Annotated in this window: 12 protein-coding genes; 7 read left to right on the top strand and 5 right to left on the bottom strand. The window is 56.9% G+C overall.

The features are described 5' to 3' along the window. Positions 1–20: 20 nt before the first annotated feature. Complete coding sequence (iolD, locus tag AABB92_RS18005) at positions 21–1,961, bottom strand: 3D-(3,5/4)-trihydroxycyclohexane-1,2-dione acylhydrolase (decyclizing) (RefSeq protein ID WP_031375247.1); 1,941 nt, start codon at positions 1,959–1,961, stop codon at positions 21–23. A 546-nt stretch (positions 1,962–2,507) separates the two neighbouring features. Between iolD and AABB92_RS18010 the strand changes: the two genes are divergently transcribed. Then, a complete protein-coding gene (locus AABB92_RS18010; RefSeq protein ID WP_031375249.1) occupies positions 2,508–4,421 on the top strand; it encodes a bifunctional 5-dehydro-2-deoxygluconokinase/5-dehydro-2-deoxyphosphogluconate aldolase in 1,914 nt (637 codons plus the stop codon). Between the two features lie 305 nt (positions 4,422–4,726). Beyond that, complete coding sequence (locus AABB92_RS18015) at positions 4,727–5,569, top strand: MurR/RpiR family transcriptional regulator (RefSeq protein ID WP_046289370.1); 843 nt, start codon at positions 4,727–4,729, stop codon at positions 5,567–5,569. Positions 5,570–5,673: 104 nt separating this feature from the next. Here AABB92_RS18015 and iolB read toward each other — a convergent pair whose 3' ends face one another. Together iolB and AABB92_RS18025 are read right to left on the bottom strand one after the other, a co-directional pair. Further along, complete coding sequence (iolB, locus tag AABB92_RS18020; protein WP_031375251.1) at positions 5,674–6,492, bottom strand: 5-deoxy-glucuronate isomerase; 819 nt, start codon at positions 6,490–6,492, stop codon at positions 5,674–5,676. 136 nt (positions 6,493–6,628) lie between these two features. Continuing rightward, complete coding sequence (locus AABB92_RS18025) at positions 6,629–8,134, bottom strand: CoA-acylating methylmalonate-semialdehyde dehydrogenase (protein ID WP_031375252.1); 1,506 nt, start codon at positions 8,132–8,134, stop codon at positions 6,629–6,631. Positions 8,135–8,560: 426 nt separating this feature from the next. Between AABB92_RS18025 and AABB92_RS18030 the strand changes: the two genes are divergently transcribed. Next, positions 8,561–9,376 carry a TIM barrel protein gene (locus tag AABB92_RS18030; RefSeq protein WP_031375253.1) on the top strand — a complete coding sequence of 272 codons (816 nt, stop codon included), beginning with the start codon at positions 8,561–8,563 and terminating at the stop codon, positions 9,374–9,376. Between the two features lie 76 nt (positions 9,377–9,452). Here the strand turns inward: AABB92_RS18030 and AABB92_RS18035 are convergent, their stop codons facing one another. Beyond that, a complete protein-coding gene (locus tag AABB92_RS18035) occupies positions 9,453–10,670 on the bottom strand; it encodes an MFS transporter (protein ID WP_046289371.1) in 1,218 nt (405 codons plus the stop codon). 285 nt (positions 10,671–10,955) lie between these two features. Here AABB92_RS18035 and AABB92_RS18040 point away from each other — a divergent pair, with 285 nt between their 5' ends. Then, entirely contained in the window at positions 10,956–12,011 is a 1,056-nt protein-coding gene (locus AABB92_RS18040; protein ID WP_031375254.1) for an AI-2E family transporter, read from the top strand. On the opposite strand, the gene AABB92_RS18045 is transcribed toward AABB92_RS18040, so the two are convergent. Then, the gene (locus AABB92_RS18045) at positions 12,000–12,683 is read right to left on the bottom strand and encodes a FadR/GntR family transcriptional regulator (protein WP_031375255.1); all 684 of its coding nucleotides are present in this window, start codon (positions 12,681–12,683) and stop codon (positions 12,000–12,002) included. The genes AABB92_RS18040 and AABB92_RS18045 overlap by 12 nt on opposite strands. A gap of 138 nt (positions 12,684–12,821) precedes the next feature. Between AABB92_RS18045 and uxuA the strand changes: the two genes are divergently transcribed. From uxuA to AABB92_RS18060, 3 genes are all read left to right on the top strand, one after another. Continuing rightward, positions 12,822–14,006 carry a mannonate dehydratase gene (uxuA, locus tag AABB92_RS18050; protein WP_031375256.1) on the top strand — a complete coding sequence of 395 codons (1,185 nt, stop codon included), beginning with the start codon at positions 12,822–12,824 and terminating at the stop codon, positions 14,004–14,006. 338 nt (positions 14,007–14,344) lie between these two features. Then, on the top strand, positions 14,345–15,928 hold the full coding sequence (locus AABB92_RS18055; RefSeq protein WP_031375257.1) for an EAL domain-containing protein: 1,584 nt from the start codon (positions 14,345–14,347) through the stop codon (positions 15,926–15,928). Beyond that, positions 15,912–16,061: a hypothetical protein gene (locus tag AABB92_RS18060; RefSeq protein WP_161797056.1), complete on the top strand. Its 150-nt coding sequence runs from the start codon at positions 15,912–15,914 to the stop codon at positions 16,059–16,061. Before AABB92_RS18055 ends, AABB92_RS18060 begins: the two co-directional genes overlap by 17 nt. The last annotated feature ends 388 nt before the right edge of the window (positions 16,062–16,449 follow it).

Below are 16,449 nucleotides of genomic sequence, written 5' to 3' on the forward strand. Positions count from 1 at the left end.
GCCGTGATCCGGCCCTGAAATTAGTATTTACGCGCCTGATCCAGATGGGTTTTCAGCTTATCCGCTACCGCCTGAACCCGTTCAGAATCGGAGGCCTGCGCGACGCCAACGTGCCACCAGCTGAAATATTTGTGGATCATGGTTTTCGGCAGCACTTTGATGTCAATAAGCGTGGAAACGGTCTGCGTTCTGGCATCTTCCAGCGCGGCTTTTAGCTGCTCCAGCGTGGTGACGCGGTAGGTTTTACAGCCGTAGCCTGCCGCGATAGCGGCGAAATCAACCGGCACGAAGCCCCCATCCAGCTTGCCACCTTCCGGATTACGGAAGCGGAACTCGGTGGTGAAGCTGTCCATTCCGTGTTCCATTTGCAGGTTATTGATGCAGCCGTTGGTCATGTTATCCAGCAGCACCACGTTGATCTTCGCCCCTTCCTGAATCGAGGTAACCAGCTCGGAATGCAGCATCATGAAAGAGCCGTCGCCGACCAGCGCATAGACTTCTCGCTGCGGCTGCGCCAGTTTTGCGCCCAGCGCGGCGTTAACTTCATAACCCATACAGGAGTAGCCGTACTCCACGTGATAGGCGTTGTAATCTTTGGTGCGCCAGACGCGCTGCAGATCGCCGGGCAAGCTGCCCGCTGCCGCAACAATCACCGCCTCTTTGGGTAACTGTTGGTTCAGCGTACCGAGCACGCTGCTTTGCGTCAGGACTGACTGGGTCAGGCGGTTGAACTCGGCGAATACCGCTTCACGATCGAGATGGTCGGCAATCTCCGGCACAAAGTCCTGTTGGTGATACTCCACCTGATAGACACGCTGAGTCTCTTTCAGCAGTTTGCTCTGCGCCTGTTCAATCTGGCTGCCCCAGTCGTTACTGTAATGCTGTGACGCCAGCGCGGCCGTCAGCGCGGTCAACCCTTCACGGGCATCGGCCAGCAGCTGTACGCCATCCAGCTTGTAGCTGTCGAAATTGCTGACGTTGATATTGAGGAAGCTGACGTCCGGATTCTGGAAAATCCATTTCGAGGCGGTGGTGAAGTCGGTGTAACGGGTACCGATGCCGATGACTAAATCAGCCTCTTTTGCCAGCAGGTTGGCGGCCAGACAGCCGGTTTCACCGACGCCGCCGACGTTAAGCGGATGGTCGGAGATCACCGTGCCTTTGCCCGCCTGCGTTTCGGCAAACGGAATCTGATAACGCTCGGCGAACTGGCGCAGCGCCTCACCCGCTTCAGAGTATTTAACCCCGCCGCCACAGACGATCAGCGGCTTGCGCTTACGGCCGATCAGCGTCAGGGCATCGGCCAGCTGCGCCGCAACCGGCAGGCGACGATCCAGTCGGTGCACCCGCTTCTGGAAGAAATAGTCCGGGTAATCCCAGGCTTCACCCTGCACATCCTGCGGCAGCGACAGCGTTACCGCGCCGGTTTCGGCCGGATCGGTCAGCACGCGCAGGGCGTTAATGCAGGCCGACATCAGCTGTTCCGGACGGCTGACGCGGTCCCAGTATTTGCTGACGGCCCGGAAGGCGTCGTTGGTGCTGATGCTAAGATCGTAGCTCTGCTCAATCTGCTGCAAAACCGGATCGGGCTGGCGGGTAGCGAACACGTCGCCGGGCAACAGCAGCAGCGGAATACGGTTCGCGGTGGCGGTGGCAGCCGCGGTAATCATGTTGGCGGCGCCGGGTCCGACTGACGAGCTGCAGGCGATGATCTGACGACGCAGTGACTGTTTAGCAAAGCCGGTGGCGGCATGCGCCATGCCCTGCTCATTGCGTCCCTGATACACCACCAGATCGCCGCTATCCTGCTCCAGCGCCTGTCCCATTCCCAGCACGTTGCCATGACCGAAAATGGCGAAGATGCCTTTTACAAACTTAGTCTCAACGCCATCAACATCAATGTATTGATTATCAAGAAATTTAACCAGCGCCTGTGCAGTGGTCAGTCTGATTGTGCCCATATGCTCTTCCTTTACATGCTGGTGGTACCTGACTCCGGTACAACGCGCCAGGCGAAGTCATACTGCGGAAAAGGCGACCGGTATAATTGAAACGTGAGGCGATTATAAACAAATATATTTTTCATAAAATACAATTACAGAAGAAACATTTCATTTTGCGAGTGAGATCAAATTTAGTGACGCTGCCGGGGCTGACAGGCGATCCGGACCGGGAAAACTGGAACGTTTTATGGACATCACCGAATGATGAAAAAATTCATTTCACTTCAGCAGCTTCCTCTATTAATGGGGATATTCCTGCGATCTCTCTCACAACCCTGATATGCCGGGCGCCGTCAACCTGGCTCTGCCGATCGCTGAGTGGAATCAGGAGTTTTACCTGGTTCACAAAATCGCGATGGATATTTCATTTCATGTTGAACTTGGAATTTTTATTCCTCATACTGCCCTCATAGCCAATCAGGCACCTATAGACCCGGAAGCAAAGCGCGCAACGTCGGGCTTTTCGCCCGCAGTGTCTGCTAATCACAGAAGGAAACCACAGGTATGAGTACACAACAGAAGCGGCTTGATGTGATTTGTATCGGGCGCATCGCCGTCGATTTTTATGGTCAGCAGATCGGGGCGCGGCTGGAGGATGTCACCTCATTCGCCAAATATCTCGGGGGTTCCTCAGGCAACGTCGCCTATGGCACCGCGATTCAGGGCCTGAAATCGGCGATGCTGGCGCGGGTGGGAGATGAGCACAATGGTCGCTTTCTGCGCGAAGAGTTGCAGCGCGTCGGCTGTAATACCGATGCCTTAATCACCGACGAAAAACGCCTGACCGGCATGGTGATCCTCGGTATTAAAGATGAAGAGACTTTTCCGCTGATTTTCTACCGTGATAACTGCGCCGATATGGGCCTGGTACCGGACGACGTGCAGGAAGATTTTATCGCCTCTTCGCGCGCGGTCGCGGTGACCGGCACCCACTTATCCCACCCGCAGACCCGCGAAGCGGTGCTCAAAGCACTGGATATTGCCCGCCGCAACGGCCTGCGTACCGCACTGGATATCGATTATCGTCCGGTGCTGTGGGGACTGACCTCGCTCGGCGACGGTGAAACCCGTTTCATTGAATCGTCGCAGGTGACGCAACAGCTACAGGAAGTGGTGCATTATTTCGATTTAATCGTCGGTACCGAAGAAGAGTTTCATATTGCCGGTGGCAGCACCGATACGCTGACCGCCCTGAAGAACGTGCGTCAGGCCAGTCAGGCGACGCTGGTCTGCAAACGCGGTCCGCTGGGCTGCGTAGTGTTTGAAGGTGAGATCCCGGATAGCTGGGAACAGACCCGGCTGCACAGCGGGGTGCGGGTCGAAGTGCTAAACGTGCTGGGCGCAGGCGATGCTTTTATGTCCGGCCTGCTGCGTGGCTGGCTGAACGATGAAGGCTGGGAACAGGCGTGCCGTTACGCCAACGCCTGCGGAGCGCTGGTGGTGTCACGCCACGGCTGCGCGCCCGCCATGCCCACCAAAGCGGAGCTGGATGATTTCCTGAGTCGCGATAAAGAGGTGAAACGGCCCGATCTCGACAGTCGCCTCAACCATCTGCACCGCGTGACCACCCGCAAACAGCAGTGGCCGGAACTGAACGTGTTCGCCTTTGACCATCGTAAACAGCTGGTGGATATGGCGCGCGAAGCGGGCGTCGATGAGAGCAAAATTCCACAGCTTAAACTGCTGCTGCTGAAAGCGGCCGAGGAAGCGGCGCAAACCGCCGGACTGGAGAACAAAAGCGGTATTCTGGCGGATACCACTTACGGCCAGAAAGCGCTGAATGCCATCACCGGTAAACAGTGGTGGATTGGTCGCCCGATTGAACTGCCGGGTTCGCGCCCGCTGCGGCTGGAACATGGCAACATCGGCTCACAGCTAATCGACTGGCCAGCCGAACACGTCGTGAAATGCCTGGTGTTTTATCATCCGCACGACAGTGCCGAACTGCGTAAAGAGCAGGATGAGCAGGTACTGGATGTCTGGAACGGCTGTAACAAAAGTGGCCATGAACTGCTGCTGGAAGTGATTTTGCCGGAGAGCAACCCGGATCGTAATGAAGGTTACTATTTTGATATTCTCAGTCACTTCTACAGCCTCGGCATTCAGCCGGACTGGTGGAAACTGCCGCCGCTGTCGGCCGAAAGCTGGCAGGCGATCAGCGGATTGATCGAACAGCAGGACCCGCACTGCCGCGGCATTCTGTTACTCGGTCTGGACGCGCCGGAAGAGAAGCTCAAAGCTGGCTTCGCCGCTGCGGCGAAAGCGCCATGGGTAAAAGGCTTTGCTGTCGGCCGGACGATTTTTGGTCAGCCATCGCGCCAGTGGTTACAGGGCGAACTGGACGATCAGTCGCTGATCGACACCGTGAAAGGCAACTACCTGCGGCTGATTGAGTACTGGCGCGCCGCCCGCGCCTGATGCAGCCCGCCAGACGCCATCCTGCTCAGAGGGTGGCGTTTTTTATGTCTTACACCGTCATCCTTCTGCTGTCGCCCGCCCTGCTATCCTCACTCTCCCCATCCTGACAGCCGCAAATCAGCGCCGTTTTATCCTTGTGCGCCACGAACCGCCTCTCCGGCTGGCCACGCCGGGACATTCTGTGAAGCAATTCATAAAGCCATGAAATAAACCGCTCTGTTGACGCAAACAAATGAAATTTTCCATCCATCTGGTACTATAGCGCTCATTATCCAGCCATTATTCTTATTACACGGGCAGAAGTAATGACCAATAATCCCACCCAACTTTCTTTATTGCAGGACGATATTCGTCGCCGCTACGAAACGCTGAGCAAACGTCTTAAACAGGTTGCGCGTTACATTCTTGATAACAGCAATAGCATTGCCTTTGATACCGTGGCCTCTATTGCCCAGCAGGCTGATGTCCCACCATCAACCCTGATTCGCTTTGCCAACGCTTTTGGCTTTAGCGGCTTCAATGAAATGAAACAGGTTTTTCGTCAGCACCTGATGGAAGAGACGGTTAACTACACTGAACGCGCCCGTCTGTTTCGTCAGACCTCAACCGATGACAGCGCCAGTGCGCCTGAAAGCCCGGCTGAGATCCTCAACGTGTTTACCATGGTTAACAGCCAGGCGTTACAGCAGCTGGCGATGCAGGTTAATCCGGAGCAGCTGAACAAAGCGGTGAAGCTGCTGAACGAGGCCGAGAATATCTATGTGATTGGCCTGCGCCGTTCTTTCAGCGTCGCCTCTTATCTGGTGTATGCGCTGCGCCATCTGGAACGCCGGGCCTTCCTGATCGACGGCCTCGGCGGCATGTTTACCGAACAGCTCAGCCTGGTGAATCCTAAAGATGTGGTGATTGCCATCAGCTACTCGCCGTATGCGCGTGAAGCGGTCGAAGTGGTTGAAATGGGTGCCAAGCGCGGTGCGCATCAGATTGCCATCACCGACAGCCAGGTCAGCCCGCTGGCCGCCTTCAGCGACGTCTGTTTTGTGGTGCGTGAAGCGCAGGTGGATGGCTTCCGGTCGCAGGTTGCATCACTTTGTCTGGCGCAGACGCTGGCGGTGTCACTGGCACTGAACAATGCGGAAACGCCCTGATTCAGGCGATTAAAAAAGGCAGCCTGTTGGCTGCCTTTTTTATTGGTCGGCGGTGAGCTTAATCACGGCCGGCTGTAGAACGGTTACGGCTGACGGTGAGACAGTTATGACTGACGCGGATAGTCGTCGCTGTTGACCCAGGCGTGATCTTTCTCCCAGGTAAACTTCCACAGCCGCACCGGTCCGGCCATCACGTTCAGGTAGTAGTTGTTGTAACCCGCCAGCGTCGCCACCGGATGATAGCCACGCGGCACTATCACCACATCGCGATTGTAGGGCGCCATGCACGCGTCCAGCGAGCGATCGTCGGTGTAAACCCGCTGCATGGCAAAGCCCGGTTCCGGATCGAAACGGTGATAATAGGTCTCTTCCAGATAGGTTTCGTCTTCGCTCTCTTCCTGGTCGTGCTTGTGGCTGGGATAAGAGCTGGTATCGCCTTCATTGGTATAGACTTCCACCACCAGCAGACTGTCAGCCGGTTTATTATCCGGCAGAATATTGTGTACCAGCCGCTGGTTACGTCCTTTGCCACGATGCTCCACCCCGACATCTTCCGGCGCAATCAGCCGCGCAGGCAGATTGCCGTGGCCCGGCGCGCTACAGACTGCCAGTTCCAGATCGCTGTCGGCCTGCACGTCGACTTCATCGTCATGCGGGACATAGACTGACCACGGCGGTACGCGCTCAAACGGTGACATGCGCTTACCGATGCCAGGGAATTCTGCGTGGCGGGTTTTAACCGAGGCCAGCCCGGCGACTAACACCAGGCACAGCTCGTTATCACCGCTGCTGAGGCGCAGGGTTTCTCCCTTCTTCAACAGATAAACGTCGAAACCGACATAACGCCAGCCGGCGCGCTCCGGCGTGACGTGCTGAATGCGACCCTGACTGTCTGGTGCTTGTGCTTTCGAAAGTAAAGACATCCCATTCCTCCTCTCTGCATGATAGATGCGCTTGCCGTCGCAGTGGCCCGGATTTAACCAGCCGCCTGAAACCGCTAACCGGCAGGCCATCGTAATGCGGCCTGCCGGTCGGGCACCTCAAACAGAGTTCATTGAATTAACTTAGCGTAGGCATACTGAATTCTGAAACGGTCTGCTGACCCGCTGGCCAACGCACCGTGGCGGTTTTCATCCGGGTGTAGAAACGCACACCGTCCGGACCGTGGACGTTGAGCGCGCCGAACACCGAACGCTTCCAGCCACCAAAGCTGTGGAAAGCCATCGGCACCGGAACCGGCACGTTCACCCCGACCATGCCGGCTTCAACGTTCTGGACAAATTCACGCGCGGTGTTGCCGTTGCTGGTGAAAATGGCGCTGCCGTTGCCGAACTCATGGCTGTTGACCAGTTGCAGCGCGCTGTCGTAGTCCGGCGCACGCATGATGCTCAGCACCGGGCCAAAAATCTCTTCACGCCAGATCACCATGTCAGAGGTGACGTTATCAAACAGCGTGCCGCCGACGTAGTAACCTTCGGCGTGTCCGGCCACCTGAATAGTGCGGCCATCCACCACCAGCTTCGCACCTTCCTGCTCACCTTTATCAATGTAGCCGAGCACTTTCTTCTGATGCGCCGCCGAAACCACCGGCCCCATCTCATTCTCTTCTGCGCCTTTATTGATGCCAGGCCCGACACGCAGCGCTTTTACCAGCGGCGTCAGGCGGGCAATCAGTTTGTCAGCCGTATCATCACCAACCGCGACCACCACCGGCAGCGCCATGCAGCGCTCACCCGCTGATCCAAACGCCCCACCCATAATGGCGTTCACGGTGGCATCCAGATCGGCATCCGGCATCACGATGGCGTGGTTTTTGGCGGCGCCAAACGCCTGTACCCGCTTACCGTGGGCGCTGGCCGTTTTGTAGATGTGTTCTGCTACGCCGGATGACCCGACAAAGCTCACCGCTGCGATGCGCGGATCTTTGTACAACTGTTCAGCATCTTCATTTGAGCTGTGTACCACGTTGAATACGCCATCTGGCAGACCCGCTTCGGTAAGCAGTTCCGCCATGCGGACCGCGGCAGACGGATCAAGCGCAGGCGGCTTCAGAACAAAGGTATTGCCGCAGGCCAGAGCGATCGGGAACATCCACAGCGGCACCATCGCCGGGAAGTTAAACGGCGTAATCCCCGCCACAACCCCGACCGGCTGCATCAGCGAAAAGCTGTCAACGCCACTGCCGACATTCGGTGAGTATTCCCCTTTCAGCAGATGCGGGATCCCGCAGGCAAACTCAATCACTTCAATGCCGCGGGTCAGTTCGCCCAGCGCGTCAGACCAGACTTTGCCATGTTCGGAGACAATCAGCGCCGCCAGTTCATCGCGATGTTGTTCCATCAGCGCTTTGAAGTTGAACAGCACACGGGCACGGCGCAGCGGTGAGGTTTTCGACCAGGCCGGGAAGGCGTTGTGCGCAACCTCAATCGCATGAGCCACTTCGTCAGCAGTACTCTGCGTCAGTTCACGTACCACTTTTCCGGTTGCCGGATCGTAAACCGGGATGGTTTCGTTGCTGGCGCTGAAGGTGGTTTTACCGCCAATAAAGTTTCCTGTGATAGTCATGATGTTGCCTCTTTAAATGGTTAAGTTCCCTGCAGACTCACTGTGCGGCCTGTCCCGCAGCCTGATCAGGCAAACCTGAAAGCGTGCTATGAAACTATTACAGTGGAACAAATTTTTCAAATGGATATTTTTAGAAAATTTCTTTTTAGCGGCACAGATCGCATTTTTATCGTCACCCGATCGAGGCAGCCTGATATCGGGCCAAAGCCAGCCTGTCAGGCGCTTTACGGCCGCTGACAAATCCGTTAGCCGGGTGAAAAAGTCACGGTTTTTGCTGGCGCGATCGGGTTTTACCGGTCCGCAGTGAAACGGAATATGGAATTAATGCGAGACGGATCTAATAATTACCATTTCATAATTCATAAATAATGAAATAAATGTTCTCTTTAGCCCCATCTTCCTCTTTCCTGTCACCGGAGTCGCAGCATGGCCATCGATCCCACCCGCTTCTGTATTAATCGTAAAATCGCGCCCCGGCTCTCACTGGAGGCTTTTTTCCAGCTGGTCCAGCGCCTGGGGCTGAGTAAGGTGGAGCTGCGTAATGATATGCCGGGCGGCAGGGTGACTGACGGCCTCACTGCTGAACAGCTGCGCGCGCTGACCGACAAATACCACATTGATATTGTCACCATTAACGCCCTCTATCCCTTTAACCGCATTGATGACGATCTGCTGACCCGGACGGAGGCGTTGTTACAGGAGGCGCAACGGATTGGCGCCCGTGCGCTGGTGATGTGTCCGCTCAACGAGGGAATCAGCGTATCGCCGCAGCAAACCGTGGCGGCGCTGCAGCAGCTGGCTCCGCGCTTTGCCCATTATGGGATTCAGGGCCTGGTCGAGCCGCTGGGATTTCCGGTCAGCTCACTGCGTTCGGCCGTGCAGGCGCAACAGCTGATTGCTGAGGCAGCGGTGCCGTTTAAGCTGGTGCTGGATACCTTCCATCATCATCTCTATGAGCAGGCTGAACAGGAGTTTCCGCTGGGCATTGAGGTTGAGCAAATCGGGCTGGTGCATCTCTCTGGCGTGGAAGATCTGCGCCCGACGGCGGAACTGACTGATGAGGAACGGGTGATGTTAAGCGATGGCGATGTGCTGAACAGCGTGGTGCAGGTCAAGCGGCTGGAGATGCTGGGTTACAAGGGAATTTACGCGTTTGAACCCTTCTCCAGCCAGCTGGATAGCTGGACACCGGCTGAGATTGAACGCCAGATTCGTCACAGTATCGAACTGCTGCAGGCCTGAGCCTGCACAAATCATCGTCCGAACATCTTCTTGTCTGTGTCTGAAAAGACGTTTGGCCCCGGTTGGGGCCCTTTTTTTATCCCTGATGTGGCTCTGTAGCCGGTTGCCTCAACTGCAGACGCAGAGTGCAGACGCACGCCAGACAGACCAGCAGTGCCGTCAGCAGGTAGACCTGAGAAACCCCGGCATAGCTCATGATCAGCCCGGCGATCGGCCCGGTAATGCCGAGCGACAGATCCATAAAGGCGGTGTACGTTGCCAGCGCGCTGCCCTGATTTTGCTGCGGCACCACTTTTACTGCCACCACCCCCAGCGCCGGGAACACCAGCGAGAAACCGGCTCCGGTAAGAAACGCCCCCGCTTTGGCCATCCACGGATCGCCAGCGGCGGCTACCAGAAACAGTCCGATTGCTTCAACCGCCAGACAGATGCTGGCAACCCGCAAACCACCGTGCCGGTTGATGGCGTTCGGAAACAACAGCCGCGCCCCGACGAAAGCCCCGCTGAACAGCGACAGCGCAAAGGCGGCGCCTCCCCAGCCTTTATCCTGATAAAACAGGGTAATAAAGGTAGCAATGACGCCGAAACCGGCAGAGCCCATCGCCAGAATCGCGCCGAAGCCGGCAATTTTTCCCAGCACCGCGCGGAACGGCAGCGGTCTGGCTTTACTGCCTTTGACGGCCGGACGCGGCAAGGCCCCGGCAATCCCTACCAGGCAGATGGCGATGATGATCCCCGACAGCCACAGCAGCCCGCCGAGCCGGTAAATCAGTACCCCGAGCGGCGCGCCAATCGCCATCGCGCCGTAGGTGACGATGCCGTTCCATGAGATCACCCGGCCAATGTGCAACGAACCAACCCGCGCCACGCCCCACAATGAGGTGCCGGTGCCGGTGAAACTCTGCCCCACCCCGAGGATCAACCGGCCGATGCACAGTAGCGTCAGGCTCAGCAACGGACTGTCGAGCGTCAGCGCCGCCAGCAGGATACAGACGCCGCTGATCAGGCAACCCACCAGCCCGATCACCACCACTTTCTTAGGCCCCCAGAGATCGGCATAGCGTCCGGCATGCGGCCGGCTCAGCAGCGTCGCCACATACTGCAGGCTGATCACTAACCCGGCCCAGAAGGCGCTAAAGCCCAGCGTGTCGTGCACCCAGCCCGGCAGAATCGCCAGTGGCAGACCAATAGTGAGATAACTGGCGAAGTTGTAGATCACGATAGAGAGGATCAGCAGAGATATTTTTACGCTACCGGATGCGGTAGTCGGCTCCGCTGCAGGTTGGTCAGGCATCAGTCCTCGCGCGCGTAGTTGGCTGAAAGGTAACGGTTAGCTGTTAACTATACCTGCTTTCACCGGCAACGCATCACGGCGGCCATCCGGTGGCGTTATTTTTGCCATCCGCGCAAATGCTGCAAACGGCGGAGTCAGACCCGACAGGGGATTCACTGGCTGACGCGCCAGAGGTCCCGGTGGTCTCAAATCCGGCGGCTGTTTTTACCGTTTCTCTGATAAATCAGCTTGTTAATTTTACTTCAGCTACACTTTGCTCAGCCAATTTGTGTGATGGGAGAGGGAATGAGCGAGCTGCAACGGGAAAAAATCGGACAAAATATTTTGATCAAACTGGCGATGCTGGTGATTATCCTCGCCGGCGTGCGGGCCGCGTCCGATATTCTGGTGCCACTGTTGCTGGCGGCCTTTTTTGCCATTGTGCTCAACCCGCTGGTCACCATGCTGATGCGGCGCGGTTTTCGCCGTGGGCTGGCGATTACGCTGGTTATCACGGTGATCTTCTTCGTCATCCTGCTGCTTGGCGCGGTGCTGGCCAGTTCAATGAGTGAGTTCTCCGATCTCTACCCGCAGCTGCGCGCCACCATGGAGCAGAAAATGACGATATTGCAGCATCTGGCGGCTGGCTTTCACCTCAACATCTCGACCGATGTGTTAATTCAGCGCTTCGACCCGAACACCATGATGAACCTGGCAACGGTGGCGCTGAGCGGCTTTTCGGGTGCCATGACCAATACGGTGCTGCTGATCCTGACCGTGGTTTTTATGCTGTTTGAAGTGCATCACCTGCCCTACAAAATGCGTAATGCGCTGGTTAATCCCAAGATCCGTATCGCCGGACTGCATAAAGCGCTGAAAGGGGTGACGCACTATCTGGCGCTGAAGACGCTGGTCAGTGTGATAACCGGCCTGTCGGTGTGGCTCAGCCTCTATCTGCTGGATGTGAAATTCGCCCTGCTGTGGGGTGTGGTGGCGTTTATCCTCAACTTCATTCCCAATATCGGCCCGATCATTGCCGGCATTCCGCCGTTTTTGCAGGCGTTATTACTCAACAGCCTGTTTGATGCGGCGATGGTGGCGGCGCTGTTTACCGCTATCCATATGGTGTTTGGCAATATGCTGGAGCCGCGCCTGATGGGCCGGGGACTGGGTTTATCCACTCTGGTGGTGTTTCTGTCGTTGGTGTTCTGGGGCTGGCTGCTCGGTCCGGTCGGGATGCTATTATCGGTGCCGCTCACCAGCATTACCAAAATCCTGATGGAGACCACGCCGGGCGGTAGCCGGCTGGCGATTATGCTGGGCACCGGGCGACCAAAACGGGCGCGAGGCTTAACCAAGTAGTCGTTGCTGGACGTGACGCAGATGATTCTCCATCGCCTGACGGGCCGCCACTTCGTCACCGGCCACGATCGCGTTGGCGATCTGCTGATGATCGGCGTTCATCTCAAGGGCAAAACTGTTATCGGCGAAATGGCGCTCCAGCCGCTGCACGTGCGGACTGTGGCGCTTGTTCCATAGCTGCTCCAGCATCTCGCGCAGCAGGTCGTTGCCGCTCATCTCACTGATCAACAGATGAAAGCGTTTATCCTGCTCCAGAAAGGCAGCATCATTTTGCGCGTGCTGTTGCAGCTGCGCCAGCAGCGCCAGCAGGGCAGCGCGCTGTGCCGGGGTGCCGTTGCGCGCGGCAAATCCCGCCAGCATCCCTTCAAACGCTTCTCTGGCCTGTAACAGATCCTGCAGGCTGCAGGCTTCGCTCTCCTGCGGGGTTGCCGTCTCGGGCAACGGCTGAGAGACAAAGACGCCGGTGCCGGTACGGATATCGACCCAGCCGGTCATCTCCAGCGCAATTAACGCCTCACGTACTGAAGAGCGGCTGACCCCCAGCTGCTTCGCCAGCTCACGTTCCGGCGGCAGCATCCCACCGGCGACAAACTCGCCGCGATCAATACCCGCCATAATGGCGTTGGCAATCTGACGATAAAGACGTTCGGTTTTTACCACTGGCAGCGCCATCATCCACTCCTGTTATCTGGCTTCACCGATCGCGCAGTTTGTCATGCTGCGATCGGGATCACGGCCTCATTTTGCTGACTATCATACTCTTGGTCCAGCGGCCTGACCACTGGGCCACATCACAGTTGAGGAGTAAACATGGAACATACATGGCGATGGTACGGTCCGAACGATCCGGTCTCGCTGGATGATGCCCGTCAGGCTGGCGCAACCGGCATCGTAACCGCGCTGCACCATATTCCTAACGGCGAAATCTGGCCGGTAGAAGAGATTAAAGCCCGCCAGGCGTTGCTGGCAGAGAAAGGACTGGTCTGGTCGGTGGTCGAGAGCATTCCGGTGCATGAATCGATCAAGACCCAGCGCGGCGACTACCTGCGCTATATTGCTCACTATCAGCAGTCGATACGTAATCTGGCCGCCTGTGGCATTGATACCGTCTGCTACAACTTCATGCCGGTGCTGGACTGGACCCGCACCGACCTCGCCTGGACTCTGCCGGATGGGGCGAAAGCGCTGCGCTTTGACGCCGACGCTTTTGCCGCCTTTGAGCTGCATCTGCTGCAACGGCCGGGTGCCGAACAGGATTACAGCGTCGCCGAACAGCAGGCCGCCGCCCGACTGTTCGCCGCCATGAGCGAAGAAGAGAAAAACACCCTGGTGCGCAATATTATTGCCGGTTTGCCCGGTGCCGAAGAGGGCTACACCCTTGAGCAGTTCCAGGCACAGCTGACGCAATATGACGGCATCGATAAAGCCCGGTTGCGCGAGCATATGGCCAACTTCCTGCGCGCCATTGTGCCGGTGGCGGAAGAGGTGGGCATCAAACTGGCGGTGCATCCGGACGATCCGCCGCGCCCGATTCTCGGCCTGCCGCGCATTATCTCGACTCAGGAAGATATGCAGTGGCTGAAACAGACGGTAGACAGTCTGCACAACGGCTTCTGTTTCTGTACCGGCTCATATGGCGTTCGCGCCGATAACCCGCTGGTTGAGATGGCGGAAGCCTTTGCCGACCGCATCAATTTTGTGCACCTGCGCGCCACCAAGCGTGAGGACAATCCCAACAGCTTCCACGAAGCTGCCCACCTTGCAGGTGACGTTGATATGGTCGGGGTGATCAAAGTGATTCTGGCTGAAGAGCAGCGTCGCCGTCAGGCTGGCAACGGCCGGGCTATCCCGATGCGGCCCGATCACGGACATCAGATGCTGGACGATCTGCACAAACGCACCAACCCCGGCTACTCTGCCATTGGACGTCTGAAAGGACTGGCGGAATTACGTGGTGTCGAAGTGGCCCTGAAACAGATCTATTTTAACCACTGAGTTAACCCGACTGGCCCTGGGTCCGGCCTGAAGCTGGCCGGGGCTGGTTTCGCCGTTGAGCGCTCCGTTCTGCCGCCCTCTTGTCCGGTGCCCGCCATGCCACAGCAACCGGCGTTGCCGCCCGCGACCTGCCCTTTCTTTCGGAATACGTTTAAAATCATGTCTGAATGCCAGCAAAAGCAAAACATTGTCAACTAATGCATTCTCTGGACGATAATTGACCTTAATCAGTTCTGTTGGTGGCCAAAACGCTAACCTGCATCGCCCGGAGACATGCTATGCTGCGCCGATTGATTAGCACCTCCTCATAACGCCTATAACACTCAGAGGATTTTGCGGTGCCGATATTGCAACGAAAACGCGATTACGCCAGGCTGATTATCATCGTATCCGGCGTGTTGCCTTTAATACTTGGCATTTTTTTCACCGCCCTCGATGCGCGCCATACGGTCCACCAACAGCAGGTGAGCGCCGCCAATACGCTTTTATCTCAGGCTGAGAAAATGAGCGACAGCGCCTGGGATATGATCAGCTCACTACGCCAGTTTCAGAACCAACCCTGCAGCCAGATTGAAAACACCCTGCAGCGACTCGGTACCCTCAACGCCTATTTCCGTGCCATTGGTAAACTGGAAAAGGATCAGATCGCCTGCTCTTCCGCCTATGGACTAAATTCTGGCTCGCTATCACAAATGATGATGCGTGATGTGCCGGTGACCGGCAAAGCCTGGTGGAGTCTGTCGATCGCCGGGACGTACGCGGTGCCGTATCGTCCGGCGGTGGTGTTCGTGCGTGAACTGCCGGGCGGAGAAGGTTTCTGGGCAGTGATCGATGGCCAGTATCTGATCGATTTTATGCAGGCGATTGGCAGCGCACGCGGCTATCACCTGAGCATGCAGTTTAGCGGCGGCGCGCCGATCGCTTATGGCGCAGCGCAAACCACCGCGCAGGGCTGGTTTGAACCGCTGGTTTACCAGGCCACTTCCCGGCGTTATCCGCTGAGCGTTACGGTGGTCGCGCCGCCGAGCGAACTGATAACGGCCTGGCGACAGGTGCTGTTTATCTTCCTGCCGATGGCGGCCATTTTTTCCATTCTGCTGATGATCCTGACCTCGAACTGGCTCCGACGCCGTATCTCCTGGCGTGATGAGATCCGTCGCGCCATCGCTGGCGGCCAGTTCAGGGCACACTATCAGCCGGTTTATGACGAACGGTTACAGCGCTGCAGCGGTGCAGAAGCGCTGTTGCGCTGGACCATGCCCGATGGCATTGGCGTGCGGCCGGACATTTTTATCGGTGCTGCCGAAGCCGAAGGGATGATTGTGCCGCTGACCCGTCATCTGCTCGATCTGATTGCGGAGGATGTGCAAGGCTGGCAGGTACCTGCGCACTTCCATCTGGCGATTAATGTGGCCGCCGATCATCTGCAGCATCCTGAATTTGTCAGCGATATGCTGCATTTTGCCGAGCGGGTGAAAGAGAAGCAGTTCATGATCACCCTTGAGCTGACGGAGCGCAGCCTGATTAAAGATGGCGAAGGCGTGGCGCGTAAGCTGGAACAGCTGCGGCAGATCGGCATGAAGGTGGCGATTGATGACTTCGGTACGGGCAACTGCTCACTGAGCTATCTGCAGACCTTCGCACTGGACTACCTGAAAATCGATCGCGGCTTTATTAACGCCATTGAATCGCTGGACGGTGAAACGCCGGTGCTGGACGCCATTATTAACCTCAGCCATAAACTGCAGCTGGAGGTGCTGGGCGAAGGGGTTGAAACCGCCCTGCAGTTCCGCTATCTGCAACAGCGTGGAGTGGTGTTTATTCAGGGTTACTACTATGCCCGCCCGATGGATAACGTTGCGCTGATCGCCTGGCTGGAGCAACACGGACAGCGCCCGTTACAGCATGACGATCCCCTCTGACATCCCACGGTTGCCAGCCAGTTATCAGCGCGAAATATCGGCGACCCTGGCTGCCGTTTCGCCAGCCTCAACCCGCCAGCCAGCTTCACCGCGCTGCTCGCTGCTGCTGATCTTTTCGCCAGCGCTCGGCTGATCCGGTAAATGTATCTGAATGTTTCAGCATCGCTGACACCCGCCCCTTTCCGCAGTAAATCGCCTGAAAACTAACCGAAGCGGCAGAAATGGCGGCAACTCTGCTGAAAAAAGCGTCGTTCGTCACGCAGAGTGATTATTTTTTTCAGGGTGATAAACGGGGTAAACGATCGGCCAGAGGGGTTAGTTTTAGCTCAAACATGACAGATATCACACAAAAACGGTATACTCTGTCGCTTAATGCAATAATCCCGGCACTAATTATTGCGTTGGCTAGCCGATAAAATGCACCTGTTTACGGCTATGCTTTAATTTCCTCAACGCCGCGGTCTGAACGATTCCGCTCGGTTCGCGCCGTTGAGGACTTTCATGTTCCATTACAGGGTAAT

Source organism: Pantoea brenneri (genome assembly GCF_038594305.1).
Lineage (GTDB): Bacteria > Pseudomonadota > Gammaproteobacteria > Enterobacterales > Enterobacteriaceae > Pantoea > Pantoea brenneri.

Bases quoted from the DNA above. Each gene is read 5' to 3' on its own strand.
- iolD (WP_031375247.1), bottom strand. From the start codon at position 1,961: ATGGGCACAATCAGACTGACCACTGCACAGGCGCTGGTTAAATTTCTT.
- AABB92_RS18010 (WP_031375249.1), top strand. From the start codon at position 2,508: ATGAGTACACAACAGAAGCGGCTTGATGTGATTTGTATCGGGCGCATC.
- AABB92_RS18015 (WP_046289370.1), top strand. From the start codon at position 4,727: ATGACCAATAATCCCACCCAACTTTCTTTATTGCAGGACGATATTCGT.
- iolB (WP_031375251.1), bottom strand. From the start codon at position 6,492: ATGTCTTTACTTTCGAAAGCACAAGCACCAGACAGTCAGGGTCGCATT.
- AABB92_RS18025 (WP_031375252.1), bottom strand. From the start codon at position 8,134: ATGACTATCACAGGAAACTTTATTGGCGGTAAAACCACCTTCAGCGCC.
- AABB92_RS18030 (WP_031375253.1), top strand. From the start codon at position 8,561: ATGGCCATCGATCCCACCCGCTTCTGTATTAATCGTAAAATCGCGCCC.
- AABB92_RS18035 (WP_046289371.1), bottom strand. From the start codon at position 10,670: ATGCCTGACCAACCTGCAGCGGAGCCGACTACCGCATCCGGTAGCGTA.
- AABB92_RS18040 (WP_031375254.1), top strand. From the start codon at position 10,956: ATGAGCGAGCTGCAACGGGAAAAAATCGGACAAAATATTTTGATCAAA.
- AABB92_RS18045 (WP_031375255.1), bottom strand. From the start codon at position 12,683: ATGGCGCTGCCAGTGGTAAAAACCGAACGTCTTTATCGTCAGATTGCC.
- uxuA (WP_031375256.1), top strand. From the start codon at position 12,822: ATGGAACATACATGGCGATGGTACGGTCCGAACGATCCGGTCTCGCTG.
- AABB92_RS18060 (WP_161797056.1), top strand. From the start codon at position 15,912: ATGACGATCCCCTCTGACATCCCACGGTTGCCAGCCAGTTATCAGCGC.